The sequence below is a fragment of the Butyricimonas muris genome, assembly GCF_046365375.1.
GTDB classification, from domain to species: Bacteria; Bacteroidota; Bacteroidia; order Bacteroidales; family Marinifilaceae; genus Butyricimonas; species Butyricimonas muris.
The window spans coordinates 65,407-83,696 of record NZ_JBKEIT010000003.1 but is presented as its reverse complement, the minus strand read 5'-3'; the positions used below and the strand labels follow the sequence as shown (position 1 = coordinate 83,696).

Annotated in this window: 16 protein-coding genes; 11 read left to right on the top strand and 5 right to left on the bottom strand. The window is 47.3% G+C overall.

Translation table 11 applies throughout. The features are described from left to right. The first annotated feature begins 7 nt into the window (after positions 1-7). The 8 genes from ACK8P8_RS05690 to ACK8P8_RS05655 all read left to right on the top strand — a co-directional run bounded on the left by ACK8P8_RS05690 (position 8) and on the right by ACK8P8_RS05655 (position 8,923). Positions 8-1,564, top strand: a complete 1,557-nt coding sequence (locus tag ACK8P8_RS05690) for a RagB/SusD family nutrient uptake outer membrane protein (RefSeq protein WP_369860938.1) — start codon at positions 8-10, stop codon at positions 1,562-1,564. Between the two features lie 11 nt (positions 1,565-1,575). Next, complete coding sequence (locus ACK8P8_RS05685; RefSeq protein WP_369860937.1) at positions 1,576-2,592, top strand: hypothetical protein; 1,017 nt, start codon at positions 1,576-1,578, stop codon at positions 2,590-2,592. A gap of 15 nt (positions 2,593-2,607) precedes the next feature. Then, the gene (locus ACK8P8_RS05680) at positions 2,608-3,360 is read left to right on the top strand and encodes a fibrobacter succinogenes major paralogous domain-containing protein (RefSeq protein WP_369860936.1); all 753 of its coding nucleotides are present in this window, start codon (positions 2,608-2,610) and stop codon (positions 3,358-3,360) included. An 81-nt stretch (positions 3,361-3,441) separates the two neighbouring features. Beyond that, positions 3,442-4,656: a thioredoxin-like domain-containing protein gene (locus ACK8P8_RS05675; RefSeq protein WP_369860935.1), complete on the top strand. Its 1,215-nt coding sequence runs from the start codon at positions 3,442-3,444 to the stop codon at positions 4,654-4,656. Between the two features lie 27 nt (positions 4,657-4,683). Then, positions 4,684-5,943 carry a thioredoxin family protein gene (locus tag ACK8P8_RS05670; protein ID WP_369860934.1) on the top strand — a complete coding sequence of 420 codons (1,260 nt, stop codon included), beginning with the start codon at positions 4,684-4,686 and terminating at the stop codon, positions 5,941-5,943. A gap of 7 nt (positions 5,944-5,950) precedes the next feature. Further along, on the top strand, positions 5,951-7,114 hold the full coding sequence (locus ACK8P8_RS05665) for a thioredoxin-like domain-containing protein (RefSeq protein ID WP_369860933.1): 1,164 nt from the start codon (positions 5,951-5,953) through the stop codon (positions 7,112-7,114). A gap of 173 nt (positions 7,115-7,287) precedes the next feature. After that, the gene (locus ACK8P8_RS05660) at positions 7,288-8,565 is read left to right on the top strand and encodes a sugar MFS transporter (RefSeq protein ID WP_369860931.1); all 1,278 of its coding nucleotides are present in this window, start codon (positions 7,288-7,290) and stop codon (positions 8,563-8,565) included. Positions 8,566-8,677: 112 nt separating this feature from the next. Next, positions 8,678-8,923, top strand: a complete 246-nt coding sequence (locus ACK8P8_RS05655; protein WP_099292018.1) for a hypothetical protein — start codon at positions 8,678-8,680, stop codon at positions 8,921-8,923. A gap of 4 nt (positions 8,924-8,927) precedes the next feature. Here ACK8P8_RS05655 and ACK8P8_RS05650 read toward each other — a convergent pair whose 3' ends face one another. The 4 genes from ACK8P8_RS05650 to ACK8P8_RS05635 all read right to left on the bottom strand — a co-directional run bounded on the left by ACK8P8_RS05650 (position 8,928) and on the right by ACK8P8_RS05635 (position 13,460). Further along, positions 8,928-9,506 (bottom strand): LutC/YkgG family protein, encoded by a 579-nt coding sequence (locus ACK8P8_RS05650; protein WP_369860930.1) that lies wholly within the window; start codon positions 9,504-9,506, stop codon positions 8,928-8,930. Positions 9,507-9,621: 115 nt separating this feature from the next. Continuing rightward, positions 9,622-10,989 carry a lactate utilization protein B gene (locus tag ACK8P8_RS05645; protein ID WP_099292016.1) on the bottom strand — a complete coding sequence of 456 codons (1,368 nt, stop codon included), beginning with the start codon at positions 10,987-10,989 and terminating at the stop codon, positions 9,622-9,624. 169 nt (positions 10,990-11,158) lie between these two features. Then, on the bottom strand, positions 11,159-11,896 hold the full coding sequence (locus ACK8P8_RS05640) for a (Fe-S)-binding protein (RefSeq protein ID WP_186975049.1): 738 nt from the start codon (positions 11,894-11,896) through the stop codon (positions 11,159-11,161). A gap of 64 nt (positions 11,897-11,960) precedes the next feature. Next, positions 11,961-13,460, bottom strand: a complete 1,500-nt coding sequence (locus ACK8P8_RS05635) for an L-lactate permease (RefSeq protein ID WP_227215201.1) — start codon at positions 13,458-13,460, stop codon at positions 11,961-11,963. Positions 13,461-13,668: 208 nt separating this feature from the next. Between ACK8P8_RS05635 and ACK8P8_RS05630 the strand changes: the two genes are divergently transcribed. The 3 genes from ACK8P8_RS05630 to ACK8P8_RS05620 are packed head-to-tail and all read left to right on the top strand — an operon-like array spanning position 13,669 to position 15,911. Beyond that, positions 13,669-14,256: a YIP1 family protein gene (locus ACK8P8_RS05630; protein ID WP_099292014.1), complete on the top strand. Its 588-nt coding sequence runs from the start codon at positions 13,669-13,671 to the stop codon at positions 14,254-14,256. 4 nt (positions 14,257-14,260) lie between these two features. Beyond that, positions 14,261-14,710 carry an SsrA-binding protein SmpB gene (gene smpB / locus ACK8P8_RS05625; protein WP_186975046.1) on the top strand — a complete coding sequence of 150 codons (450 nt, stop codon included), beginning with the start codon at positions 14,261-14,263 and terminating at the stop codon, positions 14,708-14,710. Position 14,711: 1 nt separating this feature from the next. After that, the gene (locus ACK8P8_RS05620) at positions 14,712-15,911 is read left to right on the top strand and encodes a zinc-dependent metalloproteinase lipoprotein (RefSeq protein ID WP_369860929.1); all 1,200 of its coding nucleotides are present in this window, start codon (positions 14,712-14,714) and stop codon (positions 15,909-15,911) included. Positions 15,912-16,068: 157 nt separating this feature from the next. On the opposite strand, the gene ACK8P8_RS05615 is transcribed toward ACK8P8_RS05620, so the two are convergent. Beyond that, on the bottom strand, positions 16,069-17,955 hold the full coding sequence (locus ACK8P8_RS05615; RefSeq protein ID WP_186975044.1) for an amidophosphoribosyltransferase: 1,887 nt from the start codon (positions 17,953-17,955) through the stop codon (positions 16,069-16,071). Positions 17,956-18,290: the final 335 nt, after the last annotated feature.

Here is an 18,290-nt window from a genome sequence, read left to right as displayed (position 1 = left end):
ACCTGCTATGAAAAATATATTTATAGTATTCCTCCTATTCACCCTAACGGCTTGTTCCAGCTTTCTTGAAGAGTATTCTCAAGATTTGGCAAAGGTTGAAACCGTCGACGATTTGAACGAGTTGCTATTGGGAGATGCCTATCTTCCCGTGGGATTTTACGAAGAATATAATTCTTCCGCCCTACAACCTTACAACCTATTCATCCATTTCATGTCGGACGAACTGCAACAAGGACCTATCAACGAGAACCGTTTGGAGGTTGCTGACCCGGAGGCATTGTTCGGTTATTTCACTTGGCAACGCCAAGTGGGTATGAATCCCAAGGGAACAAGTATCAGCTCAGAAGACAGATGTTGGAAAAAGAGCTACAAATACATCAACACGACCAACATGATACTGGACGAACTGGATGGTGTAACCGCACGCAATAAAAGTGAAGAACTCGACAAAATCAGAATCGAAGGCGAAGCGTATTTCCTACGCGCCTTGTATTATTTCACCCTTGCCAATCTCTACGCCGCTCCTTACGAACCATCCAAAGCGGCTTCAACCCCGGGTATCCCGTTAAAATTAACCTCTTATATTGAAGATAAGGATTATCACTTGGGGACGTTATCCGAGGTGTACGCTCAAATCATCGATGATTTGGAAAAAGCAGAAGCCTGCTTGAAACAAACGGAACGAGTATCCATTTATCATGCCGATTTAACGGCTACCTATTTGCTGATGAGCCGGGTTTATCTTTACATGCAGGACTACCCGAATACCCGGAAATACGCCCAACTTGTGCTTGACCGCAACGATGCCCTAACCGATTTGAACGGTTTTGCCGACGAAAATGGCAATTTCCTGAATGCCTCGTTGCCCGAAATTCTGTTTTCCATGGGAGGACACCAATTATCAACCGGCATCATGGGATACGAAGGTCGCCGGCACTACGACAACGAGCGCCCGTTCTACATCTCGGAGGAGTTGTGCAACGCTTTTAATGACAATGATTTGAGAAAGAAACACTACATCAAAAAAGAGGGAGATTATTTCATCTTCCAGAAAGTACGGTGGGATATGAAAGAACATGCGGCATCCAAATGTCCTATCTCAGATAACTACTTGTTCCGCACAACCGAGGCATATTTAAATCTGGCAGAAGCCGCCGCGTTGGACAATGACGAGGATACCGCACGCGAGAAACTCCAATTACTACACAGCAAACGATACAAAACTCCTCCTGCCCTTAACGCCACGGGAAACGCGCTTGTCGATTCCATACGACTGGAACGTCAACGCGAACTTTGTCTGGAAGGTCATCGCTGGTATGACTTACGCCGCTACACGGTATGCGACAAATATCGTTGGTCCAAAGAGTACACACACATCTATTATGATTTCAAAATGGACCCGGATACATACTCCCAAGTGATTTCCCAAGCTCGTTACTATCGACTGGAGAAAGACGACAAGGCTTACACGTTGGCTCTTCCGCGAGAAGTAATCGAATTCCAGAACACGCTGGGCAAAAACGAACGCCCGGACCGAGAACCATACGAAACTATTAACTATTAATGGAATACAAGATGGACAAAATATTTTACCTTATTATTTTTAGTTTGCTTTTAGGAGCATGCAGCAAGGAAGATTCACTAGAGCCGACTGGCGAACGCGATGATTATTTCTCCGTGTCGGAAAACGCGACAGACCCAGAATCAGTGATAAGACGCAAATTCTATGAAGACCACGGGGTTCACGTGCTTTTCAATGATACTCTTCGACACGAACAACGGGGCACTTACGCGGACGGCACGCCTTACTGGTACACGGAAACAATAGATTTAGGTTACTCTCTTAGAAGTGATGATGGAAAAGACTTCCAATTCGAGTATATAAATACACAAACGACAAAAGAGGAAGCCATCAAGTTTGTTGAAGATTACATACTTCCGCACTTGGGCAAATCGGTCCGGCCCTATTCATTCCTGTTAGTGGATAATCTCTCCGATTGGTACGGGAAAAAATGGAGAACTATTGATTATTACGAGGGTGAACGTTGTCTGGCTCTGAATATGAAACCGGTTCTTGACACGGAGGACGAACAAGCATATAGTGACTATTGCACGATAATCTTCCAATCCATCGTCACGAATAAAATGGGAAAATTAGACAAAGCTATTTTTGATGAATTCAACGCATTCAGCGATGAATACTATTGGTATGATTACGTTGATTTCTACGAGGATTTTTATGATTATTATGATGATTTTTATGACAATTATAAAGATGATTATGATGATGCAAAGGATGCTTACGAAGCAGGAGAAATAAATGAAGAAGAATACCTTCAAAACGAGGCTGTACAAGCTTACAATGAGTATTACGCGTACTGTAAACAAATTGCCAACGAGTGTGGATTCATTTCAGTCAGCACGAGAGGATGGTTTCCCAGTTACGCCTCAGACGATAGAGATACTTACGTTAAAGCTATTTTCAATACTCCGGAGGAAGAATTTATGGAGGAGTATAAAGACTATCCTATCGTTCGCACGAAATACAGCTTAATTAAAAAAATAATTAGTGACATGGGATTTGTTTTTTAAATAAATAAACAGCATATGAAAAAGATATTTGGATATATATTAGTCGTGATACTCTCGGTATGTATCGGATGTAACGACGATGACAATAATCGCCTGCCCGAGATAAAACCGGAAGCGGAAGGAACCGTTAAAGACAATGAAGGTAACGAATACGGGTGGGTTCGTTACGCGGGACTGGATTGGATGACCAGCAATTTCAAGGCGGGAGAACGCTATTACGAACAAAAAAGAGTTGACGATTGGGGAGACCTCGTGTATGTGGTCGATACCGATAGAGAACAGGCCGCCATGGATTGGGATAATTACGGCAACATGTACACTTACGAAGAAGCGTTGAAGAATGCAGAATTACTCCCCGAAGGCTGGCATCTACCTACCGATGACGATTGGAAAAAACTGGAACAAGCCATGGGTATGTCCGAATCGGAGGCTGAAGCAACCGGAATGCGCGGAAGCGTTGAAGGCGCATTGCTCCAACAAGACGCAACAGGTAGCGGGATGTTGCTACGATTGGGAGGCTTCGCTTTAGTGTACGGTCGTCCCGCGGATGTACGTCACCGACACTTGAGAGAACACGGTTATTTCTGGACTGCCACGGAAGCGGTATCCGAAAATGACATGACTCTTGCCCCAACCGTGTATTTCCGAAAAGTATCTTGTACCACCTCGCAAATCGAACGAAACGCTACAAAAAGCTATGACACGAATTACGAAGGCAATTTCTCGAAATACATGAGTGTACGTTACGTGCGTGATGCACAAGACTAAACCGCTACTAGAAATAAAATGAAATCAAACGTGAATAAACACGTTTGATTTCATAATGATATAAATTCAAAAACACTCGCAATGAAATTTTTATACATTTTTATCGGGGCACTTTTATTGAGTGCCGCCTGCACTTCTCATGAAGAGAAATATTCCATCCGGGGTAACTTTCCCGGGCTAAAGGACGGAATGACCGTCACGCTCAGAAATATTGAAGGAGAGGATGCCATACTGCTGGCAACAGACACTGTTCGCAACGGACGTTTCGAACTACACGGGCAAGTCGCTTCACCTATTTTTTGTGAATTAACAGTTTCAAACCGCCCGCTCGTGACCGAGAAACGTGATGTAAAAAATCAAAAGACTTGGTTTTTTCTTGACAACTCGTGTTTGACTCTCGATGTTCCCCATTTCGACAGTATAGGTTATGTAAGTACGCTTATGCCTTTCGCAAGCGAACGTGTCGGCGCAGTGACGGGTAGCGCACTGCAAAAGGAATTCAACAGTTACAGGGAAGAGTTACTACCGTTAGAGTTGGACGCCTTTCAAGCCAACGACACACTTTCCAAGTTAAACTTTTACCACAAGTACGAGTACCCGAAAGAGTTATATGACAAAATCTACGCTGAATTTTACCCGCAAAAAATAGAGAAAGAAAACATCGTGGATAACGCCCGCATGAATTTCATCCGTCAGCACCCGACGTCCCCCGTGTCACTCTATATCGCCGAAACAATGATAAAGCAAGAGTTCTCCCGCACCCGGGAAGAACTGGAAGAACTAACCCGCATGGCAGAGCAGGTCGAAGACTCGGTACGCAGCCCCCGTTTCCGGAAAAAAATGGAACTGGCAATGAAACGATACAAGGGAATACGCTACGCCGACTTGGAAATGGAAAACACGAAAGGCGAAAAGGAACAATTATCCAACCACGTGCGACCGGGGAGTTACACGCTAATCGACTTTTGGGCTTCGTGGTGCGGACCATGCCGGTCAGCTATCCCTTCCGTGAAAAAGCTGCACGAGCAATATAGTCGGGAGCAATTGAACGTGATTAGCATCTCGATGGATAGCAAAAAAGCAGACTGGGAAAAGGCTTTAAAAGAGGAGAATATGCCATGGACGCAATTGACTTACTCGGGTGAAAAAAGCTACAACGACATATTCAAGCACTACAATGTCACCAGCATACCCCGGCTCGTGCTTCTTGACCCGGCAGGAAGGGTCGTGTTCAGTAGTCACGATGCGGACGCCCTGCAATTAACCGTACGCCAATTACTGGAAAATAATCAATAATAAATTCGTATTGTAAAAATTACCTGTATGAAAAAAATCTATTTGTTTATCGCTATCTTGTTTGTGCAAATCACGGTGTTCGCGCAGGAAGGCGTGAACTTCCGTGATTTAACTTTCACTGAAGCCCTAGAGGCAGCGAAAAAAGAGAATAAACTCGTGTTCATGGACTGCTACACCGAGTGGTGCGGACCATGCAAGAACATGGCGAATAACGTGTTCCCGCGAAAAGAGGCGGGAGATTACTTCAATCCCCGTTTCGTGTGCGTGAAATATGACATGGAAAAAGGTGAAGGCGTGGAACTGGCTAAAAAATTCGACGTGCACGCCTACCCCACTTTCGTTATCATCCGTCCCGATGGCACGATACAACACAAATTGGTCGGGGGCGACAAGCTGGAAACTTTTATCGATAGAGTGGAAAAAGGCTTGAACGAGAAGACCTCGCTACTGTACATGCAGCAAGAATACGAGAAAGGCAAGATGAGCAATGCCGAACTTTTGGCATATAAAAATGCCTTATCGGATGCTGCCAGCGACGAGAAAGCCGCTAAGGTGTACAAGGAGTTATTGCAACGCCTCACGGACAAGGAAAAGACCGAGAAAGCATACTGGTCGATTTACGAGGACGAAAGTTGCGTGATCGGTTCTCCCATGTTCGACTTCCTGCTGGCGAACCTCGATGCCATCCGAAAGAACACGGGCGAAGAAATCGTGGAGAAATTCTTGTTCTATCACCATGCTAAGATATTACAGGATTACATCGCCGGGTACGCCAAAGAAGACGCCGCCCCCGTGGAGAAAGTGAAAGCACAAATCAAGGGCTTCCGTATCAAGGGACAAGAAAGTCTGGAAAAAATGTTAGCCTTGGCAGAGCCCGTCAGCCAACGGGATATCAAAAAGGTTGCCGCCATCGTGAAAGCAAAAATACCACACGCGAATGCCGAAGAATTGAAAATGTACGCTTTCGGATTCCGTACCATCTTGTGGAAAACCCAAGAACCTTATCCCGCTAACTACGGGAAACTCGGCAAAAAACTCACGCGACAAGTTATTGCCCACATGGAAAAAAAGGCTGAAAACTTATCAAGCAACGACCTCACCACTTATGACATCATATTGTCGTGCTTTGGGGATAGATTGGAAAAAGAAGATTACGCTCGCCTTATCGCCCTAGGGGAAAAAGTACTTCCCGGGTTACCCGATGACGAGAACAAACGCCACTCGGAGTGGATATTCGACGGGTACAAAAAACGCTTGAACAAGGAAAAACAATCTGATAAAAAATAAGATGAACATGAAAAAAAGATACCTATCATTCCTATTACTGGCAAGCGCCATAAGCGCCTGTGACATGAAACCCATGGATCATTTCGTGCTTCGCGGTACCATTCCCGGGGCAATGGACAGCACGGAAATAGAATTGGTTATCCCCGGGGAAAACAAAGAACGTCTTAAAGGATTTATCGTCAACGAGCGATTCGAATTCCGGGGAAAACTGGAACAACCCACTCTCTGCGAACTACGCTTGAATAACCAAGACATCTGTGACCGGAAAAACATAAAAGAAGAAAACAAAATTATTTACGCGGATATCAATTTCTTCGTGGAGAACGGGAAATTGACATTCACCACGCCTCACGTGGACAGTCTGCCTCACTCTTTCTGGAAATACGATATTCGTAAAGAGAAAAACTACACGCTAACGGGTTCCCCGGCACAGGATATTTATTATGCCTACCAGCAACAAACTATCCCCGCCCGACATCTTCTCCGAACGTTTAGATTCCAAGAGAACAAACAACCGGAAGACGCCAAAAGAATAGTAGCGGCACAAGCAGAACTGGCTCGACAAAACCGGGAATTTATAGCGGGCCACTCGAACCTCGCCGTGAATCTGGTGTTAGTCGAGGAATTGAAAAAAGAACCTTTTACTTACGACCAAGGTTATCTTGATGAACTAGAACAACTCTTCGCTTCCTACCGGGATACTTGCCCGGGGCTTAAAAATTTCCGTCAGTACCTGAAAGAAGCGAGCGCATTCGCCCAAGGCAAACCGTTACAGGAAGGAAAAGTGATAACCCCGAAAGGCGACACGCTATCTCTCCTCGCCCAATTGAAGGCGGGACAATACACGTTGATTGACTTCTGGGCATCGTGGTGCGGACCGTGCCGGGCAAGTTTCCCTCACTTACGAGAGATGTACAAGCTGCACGGGGAAAAAGTCAATTTTATCAGCGTATCGCTGGACAAAGAGGAAAAAGAGTGGCAAAAGGCCATGGGAGAAGAAAAGTTGCCTTGGTCCCAGTTCCTCGCTACCCGTGCTTTGAGCAAAGAAGTCGGCAAATACTATAATCTCAAGTCTATACCGACCTTCTTGTTTATTGACCCCGACGGGAAAATCATTTTCTCGGGGCACAGCAGTGACGAACTGGAAGCGGAATTAGCAAAAACACACTAACTAACATCTCTATTTTCTTTATTAGATTGTAAACGAGGTTGTTTCGGCAGCCTCGTTTTATTATTATCCCCTCTCCGGGCAATAATTTTCTACAATTTCATCCATCATTATCAAAAATTAATAACTTTGTAGGACTCTTATGTGTTTACGTGTTTATGTATATTATTAATTAGATGATGATGGAACAAAAGAAAAATTCTTACAGCATGGGGATTATCATTATTGGAATCCTCTTCTTTATCTTCGGGTTCGTCACGTGGTTGAACGCTACCCTAATCCCTTATCTTAAAATCGCTTGCGAACTGCAACACGAGTGGCAAAGCTACCTCGTGACCTTCGCTTTCTACATTGCCTACTTTGTCATGGCACTACCCTCGTCATGGGTATTGCGCAAGACAGGCTACAAAAACGGCATGATGCTCGGGTTGCTCGTGATGGCAGTCGGGGCATTACTGTTTATACCCGCGGCAATGACTCGCACCTACGGTCTGTTCCTGCTGGGACTTTTTATCATGGGTACGGGATTGTCCGTGCTGCAAACCGCATCCAACCCCTACGTGATTGAATTGGGAGCCCCGGAAAGTGCCGCCCAACGGGTGAGCATCATGGGTATTTGCAACAAGGTGGCAGGAGCCATCAGCCCACTTATCCTCGGGTCTATCATGTTGAAAAACATCGATGCATTGGAAGCAAGTTTAAAGACTATGGATCCTATCCAAAAAGCGGCAGAACTCGACCTTCTGGCATCGAAATCCATCATACCCTACGTCGTGATTATGGTGTCGCTCGTCGTGCTGGCGCTGTTCGTGCGTTTCTCTCCGCTTCCCCAGATCGAAGACCCGGAAGAAGAAGAAGGCAGTATCCAACACGGGGGTAAATCAAGTATATTCAGCTTCCCGCACTTGTGGATCGGTATCGTCACCTTGTTCCTTTACGTGGGAGTTGAGGTTATCGCCATCGACACGGTTATCGGGTACGCTAAATCATTAAACATGAACATGGAAGCCGCCCGGGTATTCCCGACCTTCGGCATGATTGCCATGATCGTCGGTTACATTATCGGTATCATCGCCATCCCGAAATACATCACCCAAGAACGGGCTTTAGCCTACTGTGCCGTCCTCGGCGTGCTCCTCGGGATATGCACCGCCGTTCTTCCGGCTAACGTGTCTATCTGGTGTTTGACCTTGTTAAGCCTTGCTAACTCGCTGATGTGGCCGGCAATCTTCCCGCTCGCCATCTTCGGCTTGGGACGTCACACGAAAACCGGATCGGCTCTGCTTATCATGGCTATCGCTGGGGGAGCCTTGCTTCCGATGCTATACGGCTCACTCACCACCTGCATGGGCTTCCAAGGTGCTTACTGGATGGTATTACCGTGCTACCTGTTTATCCTCTACTTCGCCGTAGCGGGACACCGGGTTGGCATTAAACATTTATATAATAAATAGTTACAGGTTGCAAGTTGCATTTACCTCCGGCAAGTTGCAGGTTAATCATGAACTTGTAACCCACGGAAAGCGAATGCAACTTGTAACTTGCCAAAGGCAAAATAACAAATTTATGGAAAAAACGAAAGCACTCAAAAACAGAAAGTTATTCGGCATAGCCGCTATTCTATTCCTATGCGTCGGTATCGTCCACGTCGGCTACAAAGCCCTCCAGTTCGCGGATACCCCGGAATGGGGAGCTCCTTGGTATTTTGCCCTTTTCTCCCCGGGAATTATTTACCTTTTCCCCTTGATAGTATCTTTCGCCGCCTATCGCTTTTTCTCGAAGGCAGCCGATAAGGGAGAGGACGGTTTATAAACCTTTACTCCAGAATCACCGTCACTCCTCTTGCCCCGTGAGCCCCGATAACCAGCGCTTGCTCGATATCGGCAGTCTTTGAAGGTCCGGCGATAAAACTACCGTATTCGTAATCATCGAAATCCGGTTGGGTATACGCCTCGTGCATATTATTCACGAGACGAGTGCGATCCAGTATCACCACCAACGCCTCCGCGATAAAAAGCAATGCCTTGTAACGAGTCTGTCGCTTTATCCACACCATCCCGTTTTCCAACACCCCGAACTCTCCTCGCACAACCCCTACATCCGTACCGTTCAACTCTCTCGGATCATCCAACATATCCGGATTCACCGTCGCACAAGTAATCTCCGGCAAATTCGAAGCTATCGACTTGGCATCCGGGTAAGCCTTCCGGATTACCTCGTTCACGTCCTGCCCCTTATCAAGCAACACGTAATTCGCACCCACCGCTTTCAATATCTTTTCAAATTGCACCAGCGGATCGGAATAAACTAACGGCGTAAACGTCATCTCCGGGCGTTCCACGCGGTCAATCCCGTGAGCTTTTATCCTTGCAAATATTTCATCTTTACTACCCATAACTTAATTTTAGATTTTAAATTTTAGATTTTAGATTAAAACTATTAACTGACAATACAGGAATACTTGTAAACTCCAATTATTCAATTTAAAATTTACAATTTAAAATCTAAAATCATTTAATCTTCCCTTTCTTCCACATCTCGTTAAACGTTTCTTTCGTGAATTGTGGTAATTCCCGTCCGATACCCCACGCGTCGAGGTTGTTGTACAGCACGAAACGAGGCATCTTTTCGGCTATCCGTCCTGCTTTTATTGCCGGATAGAAAAGACCGGGACGCTCCATCACGAATTTCATGCCTTTCTCCATAAACTTTTTCGACGCGGCGGCAAGATGCAACGGTGCCAGATTCTGACGCCACTTGTAGATCTGTTCCGCCAGATCTATCTTCACGGGACACACGTTCGAGCAGGAATAACAAAGTGAACATGCCGACACGTTACCCGAGTACTTCTCCGGTGATTTCAACATTCCTAAATTAATCCCGATAGGGCCGGGAATAAAATAGGAGTAAGAATAACCGCCTGTGCGACGGTACACCGGACAAGTATTGATACACGACCCGCAACGGATACATTTCAGCATATTCACGTGTTCCGTGCAAGCCAGTATATCGGTACGCCCGTTATCCACGATCACGATATGCATCTCCTGTCCCTCGACGGGCTTCTTGTAATGCGAGGTGTATGTCGTCGACGGCTGCCCCGTGGCGGAGCGGGCCAACAAACGGGTATACAGCGCCAACGCCTTATAATCCGGAATCACCTTCTCCAACCCCATGATAGCGATATGTACCTTCGGGAACGAAGTGCCCATATCGGCATTCCCCTCGTTCGTGCATACCACGAAAGCCCCCGATGAAGCCACGGCAAAATTAACTCCCGTCATGGCGATATCCGCGTGCAGGAATTTCTCCCGCAAGGCGGCACGTGCGGCATGCGTCAGGTAAGTCGGATCACTGTTCCCCGGTTCCGTGTGCAACTCTTTCTCGAACACCTTCCCCACTTCCTCCCGCTTCACGTGAATGGCGGGCAGCACGATATGACTGGGCGGCGTTCCCATCAACTGCATGATCCGTTCGCCCAAATCCGACTCCACGGCATCCACTCCCCGAGCCTTCAAGTAAGGCGTCAATCCACATTCTTCCGATAACATGGACTTACTCTTCACCAGATTCTTTCCCCCGTGTTTCTGAATAATCCCGTACACGATACGGTTGTGCTCCTCGGCATCCTTCGCCCAATGCACGTGTATACCGTTCGCAGTGGCGTTTCTCTCGAACATATCGAGATAATACCCCAGATTACTGATCGTGTGGCGTTTCATCTGACTCGCCATTTCCCGCAACGCCTCCCATTCGGGTACATCGTTCGCCATTTTGTCCCTTTTCTCCCGCACGAAGTAGAGCGCCTGATCGTGCCATGCCGTCCTCTCCTTGTCCGCGATAAACTTCTTGGCTGCTTTAGCGTGTGAACTCATAATATTTAGATTTACGTTATTTACAAATTAGTTTATAAAGTTTATAAGGTTCGTAAAGTTCATAAGGTTACGGGTGTCCTTCGGACTAAGTTTATCGGCAGCACAAGCTGCCGTGAGCAAAGCGCCCCGCAGGGGCCAACAGACTTTATAAACCTTATGAACTTTATAAACTTTACAAACCGTTACCTAAAATCTCCACCACGTGTATCGTCTTTATCGGCAACTTCTCCCGGCGGATAATCCCCTCCATGTGCATCAGGCACGAACTGTCGGCACCCGTGATGTATTCCGCCCCGGTGGATATATGATCACGTACCTTGTCCTGTCCCATGCAAACGGAAGTAGCCGCTTCTTCCACGGCAAACATTCCCCCGAAACCGCAACATTCATCCACACGTTTCGGCTCGAACACCTCCACGTCCTTTACCAGTGACAACAAATCCCTCAGCTTCGAGTAGCGAGGTATCACCAACTCGCTCGGTGACGAAAGATGCAGCAACCTCTCCCCGTGGCAACTGTTATGAATACTCACCTTGTGCGGGAAACGGGTATCCAGCTTATCCACTTTCACCACGTCGTGCAGGAACTCGCATATCTCGTATATCCTACTGCTGATACAAGCGTGTTCCTCCTTGTGCAACAGTGTCGGGTAATGCTCTTTCACGAAAACCACGCAACTTGCCGAGGGACCCACCACGTAGTCATATTTCTCGAACAACTGTTCCATTCGCCCCGCCAACTTCGCGGAATCCTTCTGGAATCCGCCATTCGCCATGGGTTGCCCGCAGCACGTCTGATCCAACGGGTAATCAACATCTAACCCCAGCGACTTCAATAATTTATACGACGCTACCCCCACGCCGGGATAGATCGCGTTGATGTAACAGGGAATAAATAATCCAATCTTCATAATATATAATATTAGTTACAAGTTTCATTTGCCTTCGGCAAGTTACAACTTGCCGGCTTTCCCATCATGCAAAAAGATACACTACCACCCCGGCAATAATAACATAAGCCAGCGCGTAAGGAATGGCCGCTTTCAATATGCTTCCCTCCTGTCCCTGCTGGTCGCAGGCGGACGTGGCGATAGCGATACTTTGCGGGGAAATAATCTTTCCTCCCGTGGCTCCCGCCGTGTTCGCCGCCGACAACCACGTGGGATCGACTCCCGTGTGCGCGGCAACCCCGGCCTGCAATTTACCGAACAGGATGTTTGCCGATGTATCACTACCCGTCAAGAAGGTTCCCAATGCCCCGATCATGGGTGCAAACAACGGGTAGAGCGCACCCGTCGCGGCAGCAAGAGCCACCGCCAACTGGTTGATCATCCCCGACGTTTCCATGATGGAAGAGAATCCCACCAGACAGATTACCGTCACGATCGTCTTGCGTAACTGCACAACCGACCGCCACAACAGCACGAGCAAAGCTCCCGCCTTTCCGCCTTGAATCAACCCGCCGACAAAGGAACCGATAAAAAGCAACACGCCACCTTGTATCAACCACTGTATCGTGTACACTTTCACCTCTCCGCGTATCGTAATATGCACCGTGGAAACCAATACAGACTGCAATGCCTCCCGGATAACGGGAAACAGCGGGCTCGTAACCAGTACAAGTGCCATGATCAACACGTACACCATCCATGCCCGTGCAATCTCTCCGCCGGAATAAATCATCCCCGCGGGTTTCTCCTTCCCCCTGTCAATCAATTTCCCAAGCAGAATAATCACGATAATGGCGGCAATACTACCGATAATAGCGGGTGTTTCCGCCCCGATATAGTGAGCGGCAAGATACTGTGCCACCAACGACACCACTCCCACCGACAAACTCAATAACAGGTTTTTCGGCAACGCCTTCAACCGGGGATCGGCTAAAAACGTGATCACGAAAGGCACCAGCAACATCAACACCGACAACTGCAATACCACCGCCGTACTCAACGGGATCACGGGCAACCCCGTTTCCTGTGCCAGCACGATTACCGGAACTCCCACCGCCCCGAATGCCGTCGGAACACTGTTGGCTATCAAACTGACCACCGCCGAGAACATCGGCTTGAACCCGAGGCTGATCAATATCGCCGCCGGGATAGCCACCGCCGTCCCGAAACCCGCCATACCTTCCAGCAATCCCCCGAATCCCCACGTGATCAGCAACACCTGCACGCTTTTGTCCACCGATATAGCAGAAAACTGTTGCTTCAACACCTCTATCTTCTTCGTTTGCAACAGCACGTTATAACTGTATATCGCCATCAGTATAATAAACAAAATAGGAATCAACGCTTTCAGCATCCCGTAAAGAAAAGAATTAATCGTGTCCGGCACCGATAAATTAAAAGCGAACAATGCCAAAAATGCCGTGATAAACAGCGTTATCACACTACTTTTATCACCGGAAACTTTCATCACTCCCATCAGAATAATCAAAATAATAATCGGTAATGCCGCGTACAACGTTTCCATATACATCATTTTAAAGATTAAAATTCGTCATTATCTCCCGCCGCAATCGCTTTCCGCTAAACTTACTCACGTTTAACACTAACGAAATTAAAGAAAAATATGTTACAATATTATCACGATTTATTAATTCCCAATCACCGAATCCGAAATCACTAAATCACCGAATCGATAGAATCTAAAATCTAAAATTAATTCGTACTTTCGCGATATGATAAAAAGATCGGATATCAGAGGTATATACGCCAGAACACGGGAAATGCTGTTCCACCCGGAAACGGAGTGGCGGGCGGTGAAACGGGAAAACATGAATGGCACGGATGTTTTCCGGGGTTACCTTATCCCCTTGGCGGTAGCGGGTTCCGTCTGCACGTTCCTCCTGCAACTGCTGCACACCCCGCCTTTCTACGCTTTCGCCATAGCTGCCATTACTTTGGTCGCCTCCGTTGGAGGTGCTTACGCCACATATCGGGTAAGCCGCGAGTATCTCACGGACAAAATCACGGAAGCCAACGAGGTAGCCATTCGTCTTTCAGTCTACTGTTCGGGTATCTTCATCGTTTTTCATTGCCTCTCGCAAGGAATGCCCGAAGGTTTTCTCGGACAGTTGACAGGCTTGCTTAGCCTGCTTTGCCTCCGCACGTTATACGTCGGCATAAACCAAATGGGCGGACTCAACGTACAACTTCGCAAAAGTACCCTTGTTATCGTGGGACTGTTGCTCATCGTTTCGCCGATGATCATACAACGGTTACTGGTAATCATATTCCGTGTTCCCACCATCACGCTTAATATATAAAAGTATGCAGAACGACATCAATATAAAAAACAAAAGAGCCTCCTTCGACTACGAATTTCTGGAGGAATACACCGCCGGCATCGTGCTGACGGGAACGGAAATCAAATCTATCCGTGCCGGCAAAGCCAGCCTCGTCGACGCCTATTGCTACTTCCACAACGGGGAATTGTGGGTTAAGGGCATGTACGTCGCCGAATACAAACTGGGCACCTACTACAACCACATCGAGCGCCGTGACCGCAAACTTCTGTTGCAGCACAAGGAACTCGTGAAACTCGAACGCAAGACCAAAGAATCGGGACTCACCATCGTCCCCTTCCGCCTCTTCCTCAACGAGAAAGGCATCGCCAAACTACGCATCGCCCTCGCCCGCGGAAAGAAAGAATACGACAAACGGGAAACCCTCAAACAAAAAGACGCCAAACGGGAAATGGATCGTTACATGAAAAGATAATATGAAAAAACTAATATACTGGACACTCTTTCTCGTCGTCCTCGCCGCTTGCTCGAAAGACAAATTCGAGGGAATAGAATTGTCAACCGGAAACGATATCCAGTTTAGCAGCGAAAAGCAGACCATTCGCATTGGTATACGAAGCAGTTCGGATTGGGTTATTTCCAATTCAACGTCATGGTGCGATCCAAGTAAAATCAGCAGTCCGGAAGGTGACACACTCGTGCTTTCCGCTAAAGTCAACACCAGTACCGATCAGCGCTCCGGCACGATTACCCTAGCAAACTCAGATCATAAAATCAATCTTAATATCACCCAAAACGGGGAACATTACTTTGAACTTCCTGTCATCTTCCATGTCTTATACACGAATGCTTCCGATAGCAAACAGAACATTCCCGGTGATTCTATCCGAAAATATATGAACTATGTGAATGCATTCTACCGGAACGACAACGGGAAAAGCCAAAACTTGAACTTAGAGTTTACCCTTGCCACTACCGACCCGGAGGGTAACCCCATGACTGAACCGGGCATACATCGTGTACAACAATCATTAATTACTTATAATATTGAAGATTACTTGAATAATAAACACAACGGAACGGAACTAATTTGGAACCCCAATAACTACATCAACATCATTATTTGTACTTTCACGGAAAAGAACGTAACAGGTATATCCGTGCTCCCGTACACCCCGCAAGGCAAACCTCTGCCCGGTTTAAGCAGGCATGACGCGTATTACACTAGCTTACCCACTAATTCAGTGCAAGCCATAATGATAAATAATATGACTATATCCGAGAAGGATATCGGCCCGGAAAGTTGGCAGCCAATCGGACCTCTCACGATAGCCCATGAATTAGGACACTACCTAGGGTTATTTCATGTGTTCTCCGGCGGTGATAATGGTCAATTGACAGATTACTGTGAAGATACTCCCGATTACGACCGCACGGAATACGAAAAAATGTATAAAGTGTTATGGGAACAACGTGTCAGCAGAGAAGGCGTTCGATTTACGTCCACCAACATCATGGATTACTATGTTGGGTATCGTGACCGCTTCACGTCTGACCAACGTGCCCGGATAAGACACGTGCTTGATTACAGTCCTCTCATCCCGGGTCCGAAAATCACCGTACGCAGTAGCAGTCGTGCCGTACCAATAACTGAAGAACCGAAAATCAGCAGGTAAAATAGAGTTTAGAACTCAAAATGAAAGAAACATCAAAGCGAGAGAGCCGGAATACCAACCTTCGCCAATATCCCGACTCTTTCCCAATCTACTTTAGATTTTATTTAAGATTCCTACCTACTCGCCTTCTCTTCTTATTTAGACCTAAATCAAGAAATTAATAAGATCTCTCGTCACGTCCCTCCACCCAGTTAATAAAGGCGGTATTGACCACCTTGTTTCCGCCGGGAGTGGGGTAATTGCCCGTGAAATACCAGTCGCCCGTGTCGTTAGGACAAGCAAGGTGCAGGTTCTCAACGGTCTGGAATACCACTTTCACCTCAGCGTGCAAGCGTTCGTCACGTACCATTTGTGCGATCTTGTCGGAAATTTCCTCGTCGGTAAAGGGTGCGTATATTCGTTTCACGTGGTTCACGATCTCTTCCTTGGGTAATCCTTGCTGCGCCTTACAATCCTTGTACACCTCGTCGATCAGATTCTCCATTCCCCGCTCGCGGATAAGCTCGATAGCGGCATTGAAAGCTATAAACTCGTTCATGCGCGTCATGTCGATACCGTAGCAGTCGGGATAACGGATTTGCGGGGCGGAAGAAACCACCACGATGCGCCGAGGTCCCAGTTGATCGAGGATACGCAGGATACTCCGCCGGAGCGTGGTTCCGCGCACGATGGAATCGTCAATCACCACGAGGTTGTCGTTTTCACTGACCGCCCCGTAGGTAACATCGTAAACGTGTCCTACCAGACCGTCGCGCCCGGAATCGGAAGTGATAAAGGTACGCAGCTTGGCATCCTTAATCACGATCTTTTCAATACGGGGTTCCCGGCAAATGATGGCATCCAGCGTCTCCTCGCACCACGAGGCTTTGCCCTCGCGTATCTGGCGCTTCTTCTCCTCCACCATGTATTGCTGTATCCCCTTCACCATGCCGTAGAAAGATGTTTCCGCCGTGTTGGGGATAAAAGAAAACACCGTGTTATCAAGATCACCATCCACCGCACGAATCAATTGCGGCGTCAGTAACTCTCCCAATTTCTTACGCTCTTGATAGATATTCCTGTCATTCCCGCGGGAGAAATAAATACGTTCGAAAGAACAGCTACTCCGCTTTTTCGGCTCGCGCACGAGTTCTTCGGTAACAGTACCGTCTTTCTTGATAATCAAAGCATATCCCGGTTTGATCTCCTGTATGTTCATGTTCATCCCTTGGAAGGCTGTCTGTATCACCGAACCTTCCGAGGCGACCACTACCACCTCGTCGTCCTTGTAATAATACGCCGGACGAATCCCCCACGGGTCACGAGCCACGAAAGCATCGCCATGACCGAGTACGCCCGCCACGGCATATCCCCCGTCCCAATCGGCACTGCTCCGTGCCAACACGCCGGGCAGGTCGATTGCCTGCTCGATCAACGGGGTAATCTCCTGCTTGGAAAACCCTTTTTCCTTGAAATAATGGTAAAGGTCCTGTATCTCGTCGTCGAGGAAATAGCCCACCTTCTCGAGCAAAGTCACCGTGTCGGAATAGTTCCGCGGGTGTTGTCCCGCCCGGATTAGGCTGTCGAACAACTCGTCGACGTTCGTCAAGTTGAAGTTTGCCGCCAGAGCCAGATTGTGGCTCCGCCAGTTGCTCGCCCGTTTCAGCGGGTGGACATAGTCTATATTATTCTTCCCGAAAGTGGCATAACGCAAATGCCCGAGGTAAACTTCCGACACGAAAGGCAAGTTCTGTTTCGCCCAATCCGCGTCTTTTTCACTCGTGAGGTCGGGAGGAAAATTAGCGTGTATCTTGTCAAACACCTCTTGTATGGGGTTAGCGTCACACGACCGGGCGCGGTCCATGTACTTGTAGCCCGGCTCCATGTCGAGCTTCACTCCAACAACTCCCGCACCGTCTTGTCCGCGGTTGCGTTGTTTCTCCATTAAAATGTATAACCGATTTAAACCGTAAAGATAAGAGCCGTATTTCTTCTGGTAATAATCCAACGGCTTCAATAAGCGAATCAGTGCGATGCCGCATTCATGATGGATTGTATCACTCATATATATTGATTGTTTGTGGATACAAAATTAGTAAAAAACGAGGGAATTACAACACGAGGGAACGTGAAAGTTTATAAACATTCATTATCTTTACCCCGGACGAAAACTCCTCCGTCTGCTTCGCAGCCAAGTGAGCCCGGAAGCCGGTCTCGAACCAGCTCCCGCTCGGCAAACTGAGAGCTTGCTCTCTTTCTGCCCTCGCTTAATCGCTGGTTTCCTCTATAAACAGAGGAGGAGCTGGAATACAGTCATGAACGCTAGAAAAATAACTTGTAACCTGCCGAAGGCAAATGCAACTTGCAACCTGCAACTTGCCGAAGGCAAAATAAACTTCC

Excerpts from the sequence above, each read along its gene's own strand:
- ACK8P8_RS05690 (WP_369860938.1), top strand. The coding sequence starts at position 8 with ATGAAAAATATATTTATAGTATTCCTCCTATTCACCCTAACGGCTTGT.
- ACK8P8_RS05685 (WP_369860937.1), top strand. The coding sequence starts at position 1,576 with ATGGACAAAATATTTTACCTTATTATTTTTAGTTTGCTTTTAGGAGCA.
- ACK8P8_RS05680 (WP_369860936.1), top strand. The coding sequence starts at position 2,608 with ATGAAAAAGATATTTGGATATATATTAGTCGTGATACTCTCGGTATGT.
- ACK8P8_RS05675 (WP_369860935.1), top strand. The coding sequence starts at position 3,442 with ATGAAATTTTTATACATTTTTATCGGGGCACTTTTATTGAGTGCCGCC.
- ACK8P8_RS05670 (WP_369860934.1), top strand. The coding sequence starts at position 4,684 with ATGAAAAAAATCTATTTGTTTATCGCTATCTTGTTTGTGCAAATCACG.
- ACK8P8_RS05665 (WP_369860933.1), top strand. The coding sequence starts at position 5,951 with ATGAAAAAAAGATACCTATCATTCCTATTACTGGCAAGCGCCATAAGC.
- ACK8P8_RS05660 (WP_369860931.1), top strand. The coding sequence starts at position 7,288 with ATGATGATGGAACAAAAGAAAAATTCTTACAGCATGGGGATTATCATT.
- ACK8P8_RS05655 (WP_099292018.1), top strand. The coding sequence starts at position 8,678 with ATGGAAAAAACGAAAGCACTCAAAAACAGAAAGTTATTCGGCATAGCC.
- ACK8P8_RS05650 (WP_369860930.1), bottom strand. The coding sequence starts at position 9,506 with ATGGGTAGTAAAGATGAAATATTTGCAAGGATAAAAGCTCACGGGATT.
- ACK8P8_RS05640 (WP_186975049.1), bottom strand. The coding sequence starts at position 11,896 with ATGAAGATTGGATTATTTATTCCCTGTTACATCAACGCGATCTATCCC.
- ACK8P8_RS05635 (WP_227215201.1), bottom strand. The coding sequence starts at position 13,460 with ATGGAAACGTTGTACGCGGCATTACCGATTATTATTTTGATTATTCTG.
- ACK8P8_RS05630 (WP_099292014.1), top strand. The coding sequence starts at position 13,669 with ATGATAAAAAGATCGGATATCAGAGGTATATACGCCAGAACACGGGAA.
- smpB (WP_186975046.1), top strand. The coding sequence starts at position 14,261 with ATGCAGAACGACATCAATATAAAAAACAAAAGAGCCTCCTTCGACTAC.
- ACK8P8_RS05620 (WP_369860929.1), top strand. The coding sequence starts at position 14,712 with ATGAAAAAACTAATATACTGGACACTCTTTCTCGTCGTCCTCGCCGCT.
- ACK8P8_RS05615 (WP_186975044.1), bottom strand. The coding sequence starts at position 17,955 with ATGAGTGATACAATCCATCATGAATGCGGCATCGCACTGATTCGCTTA.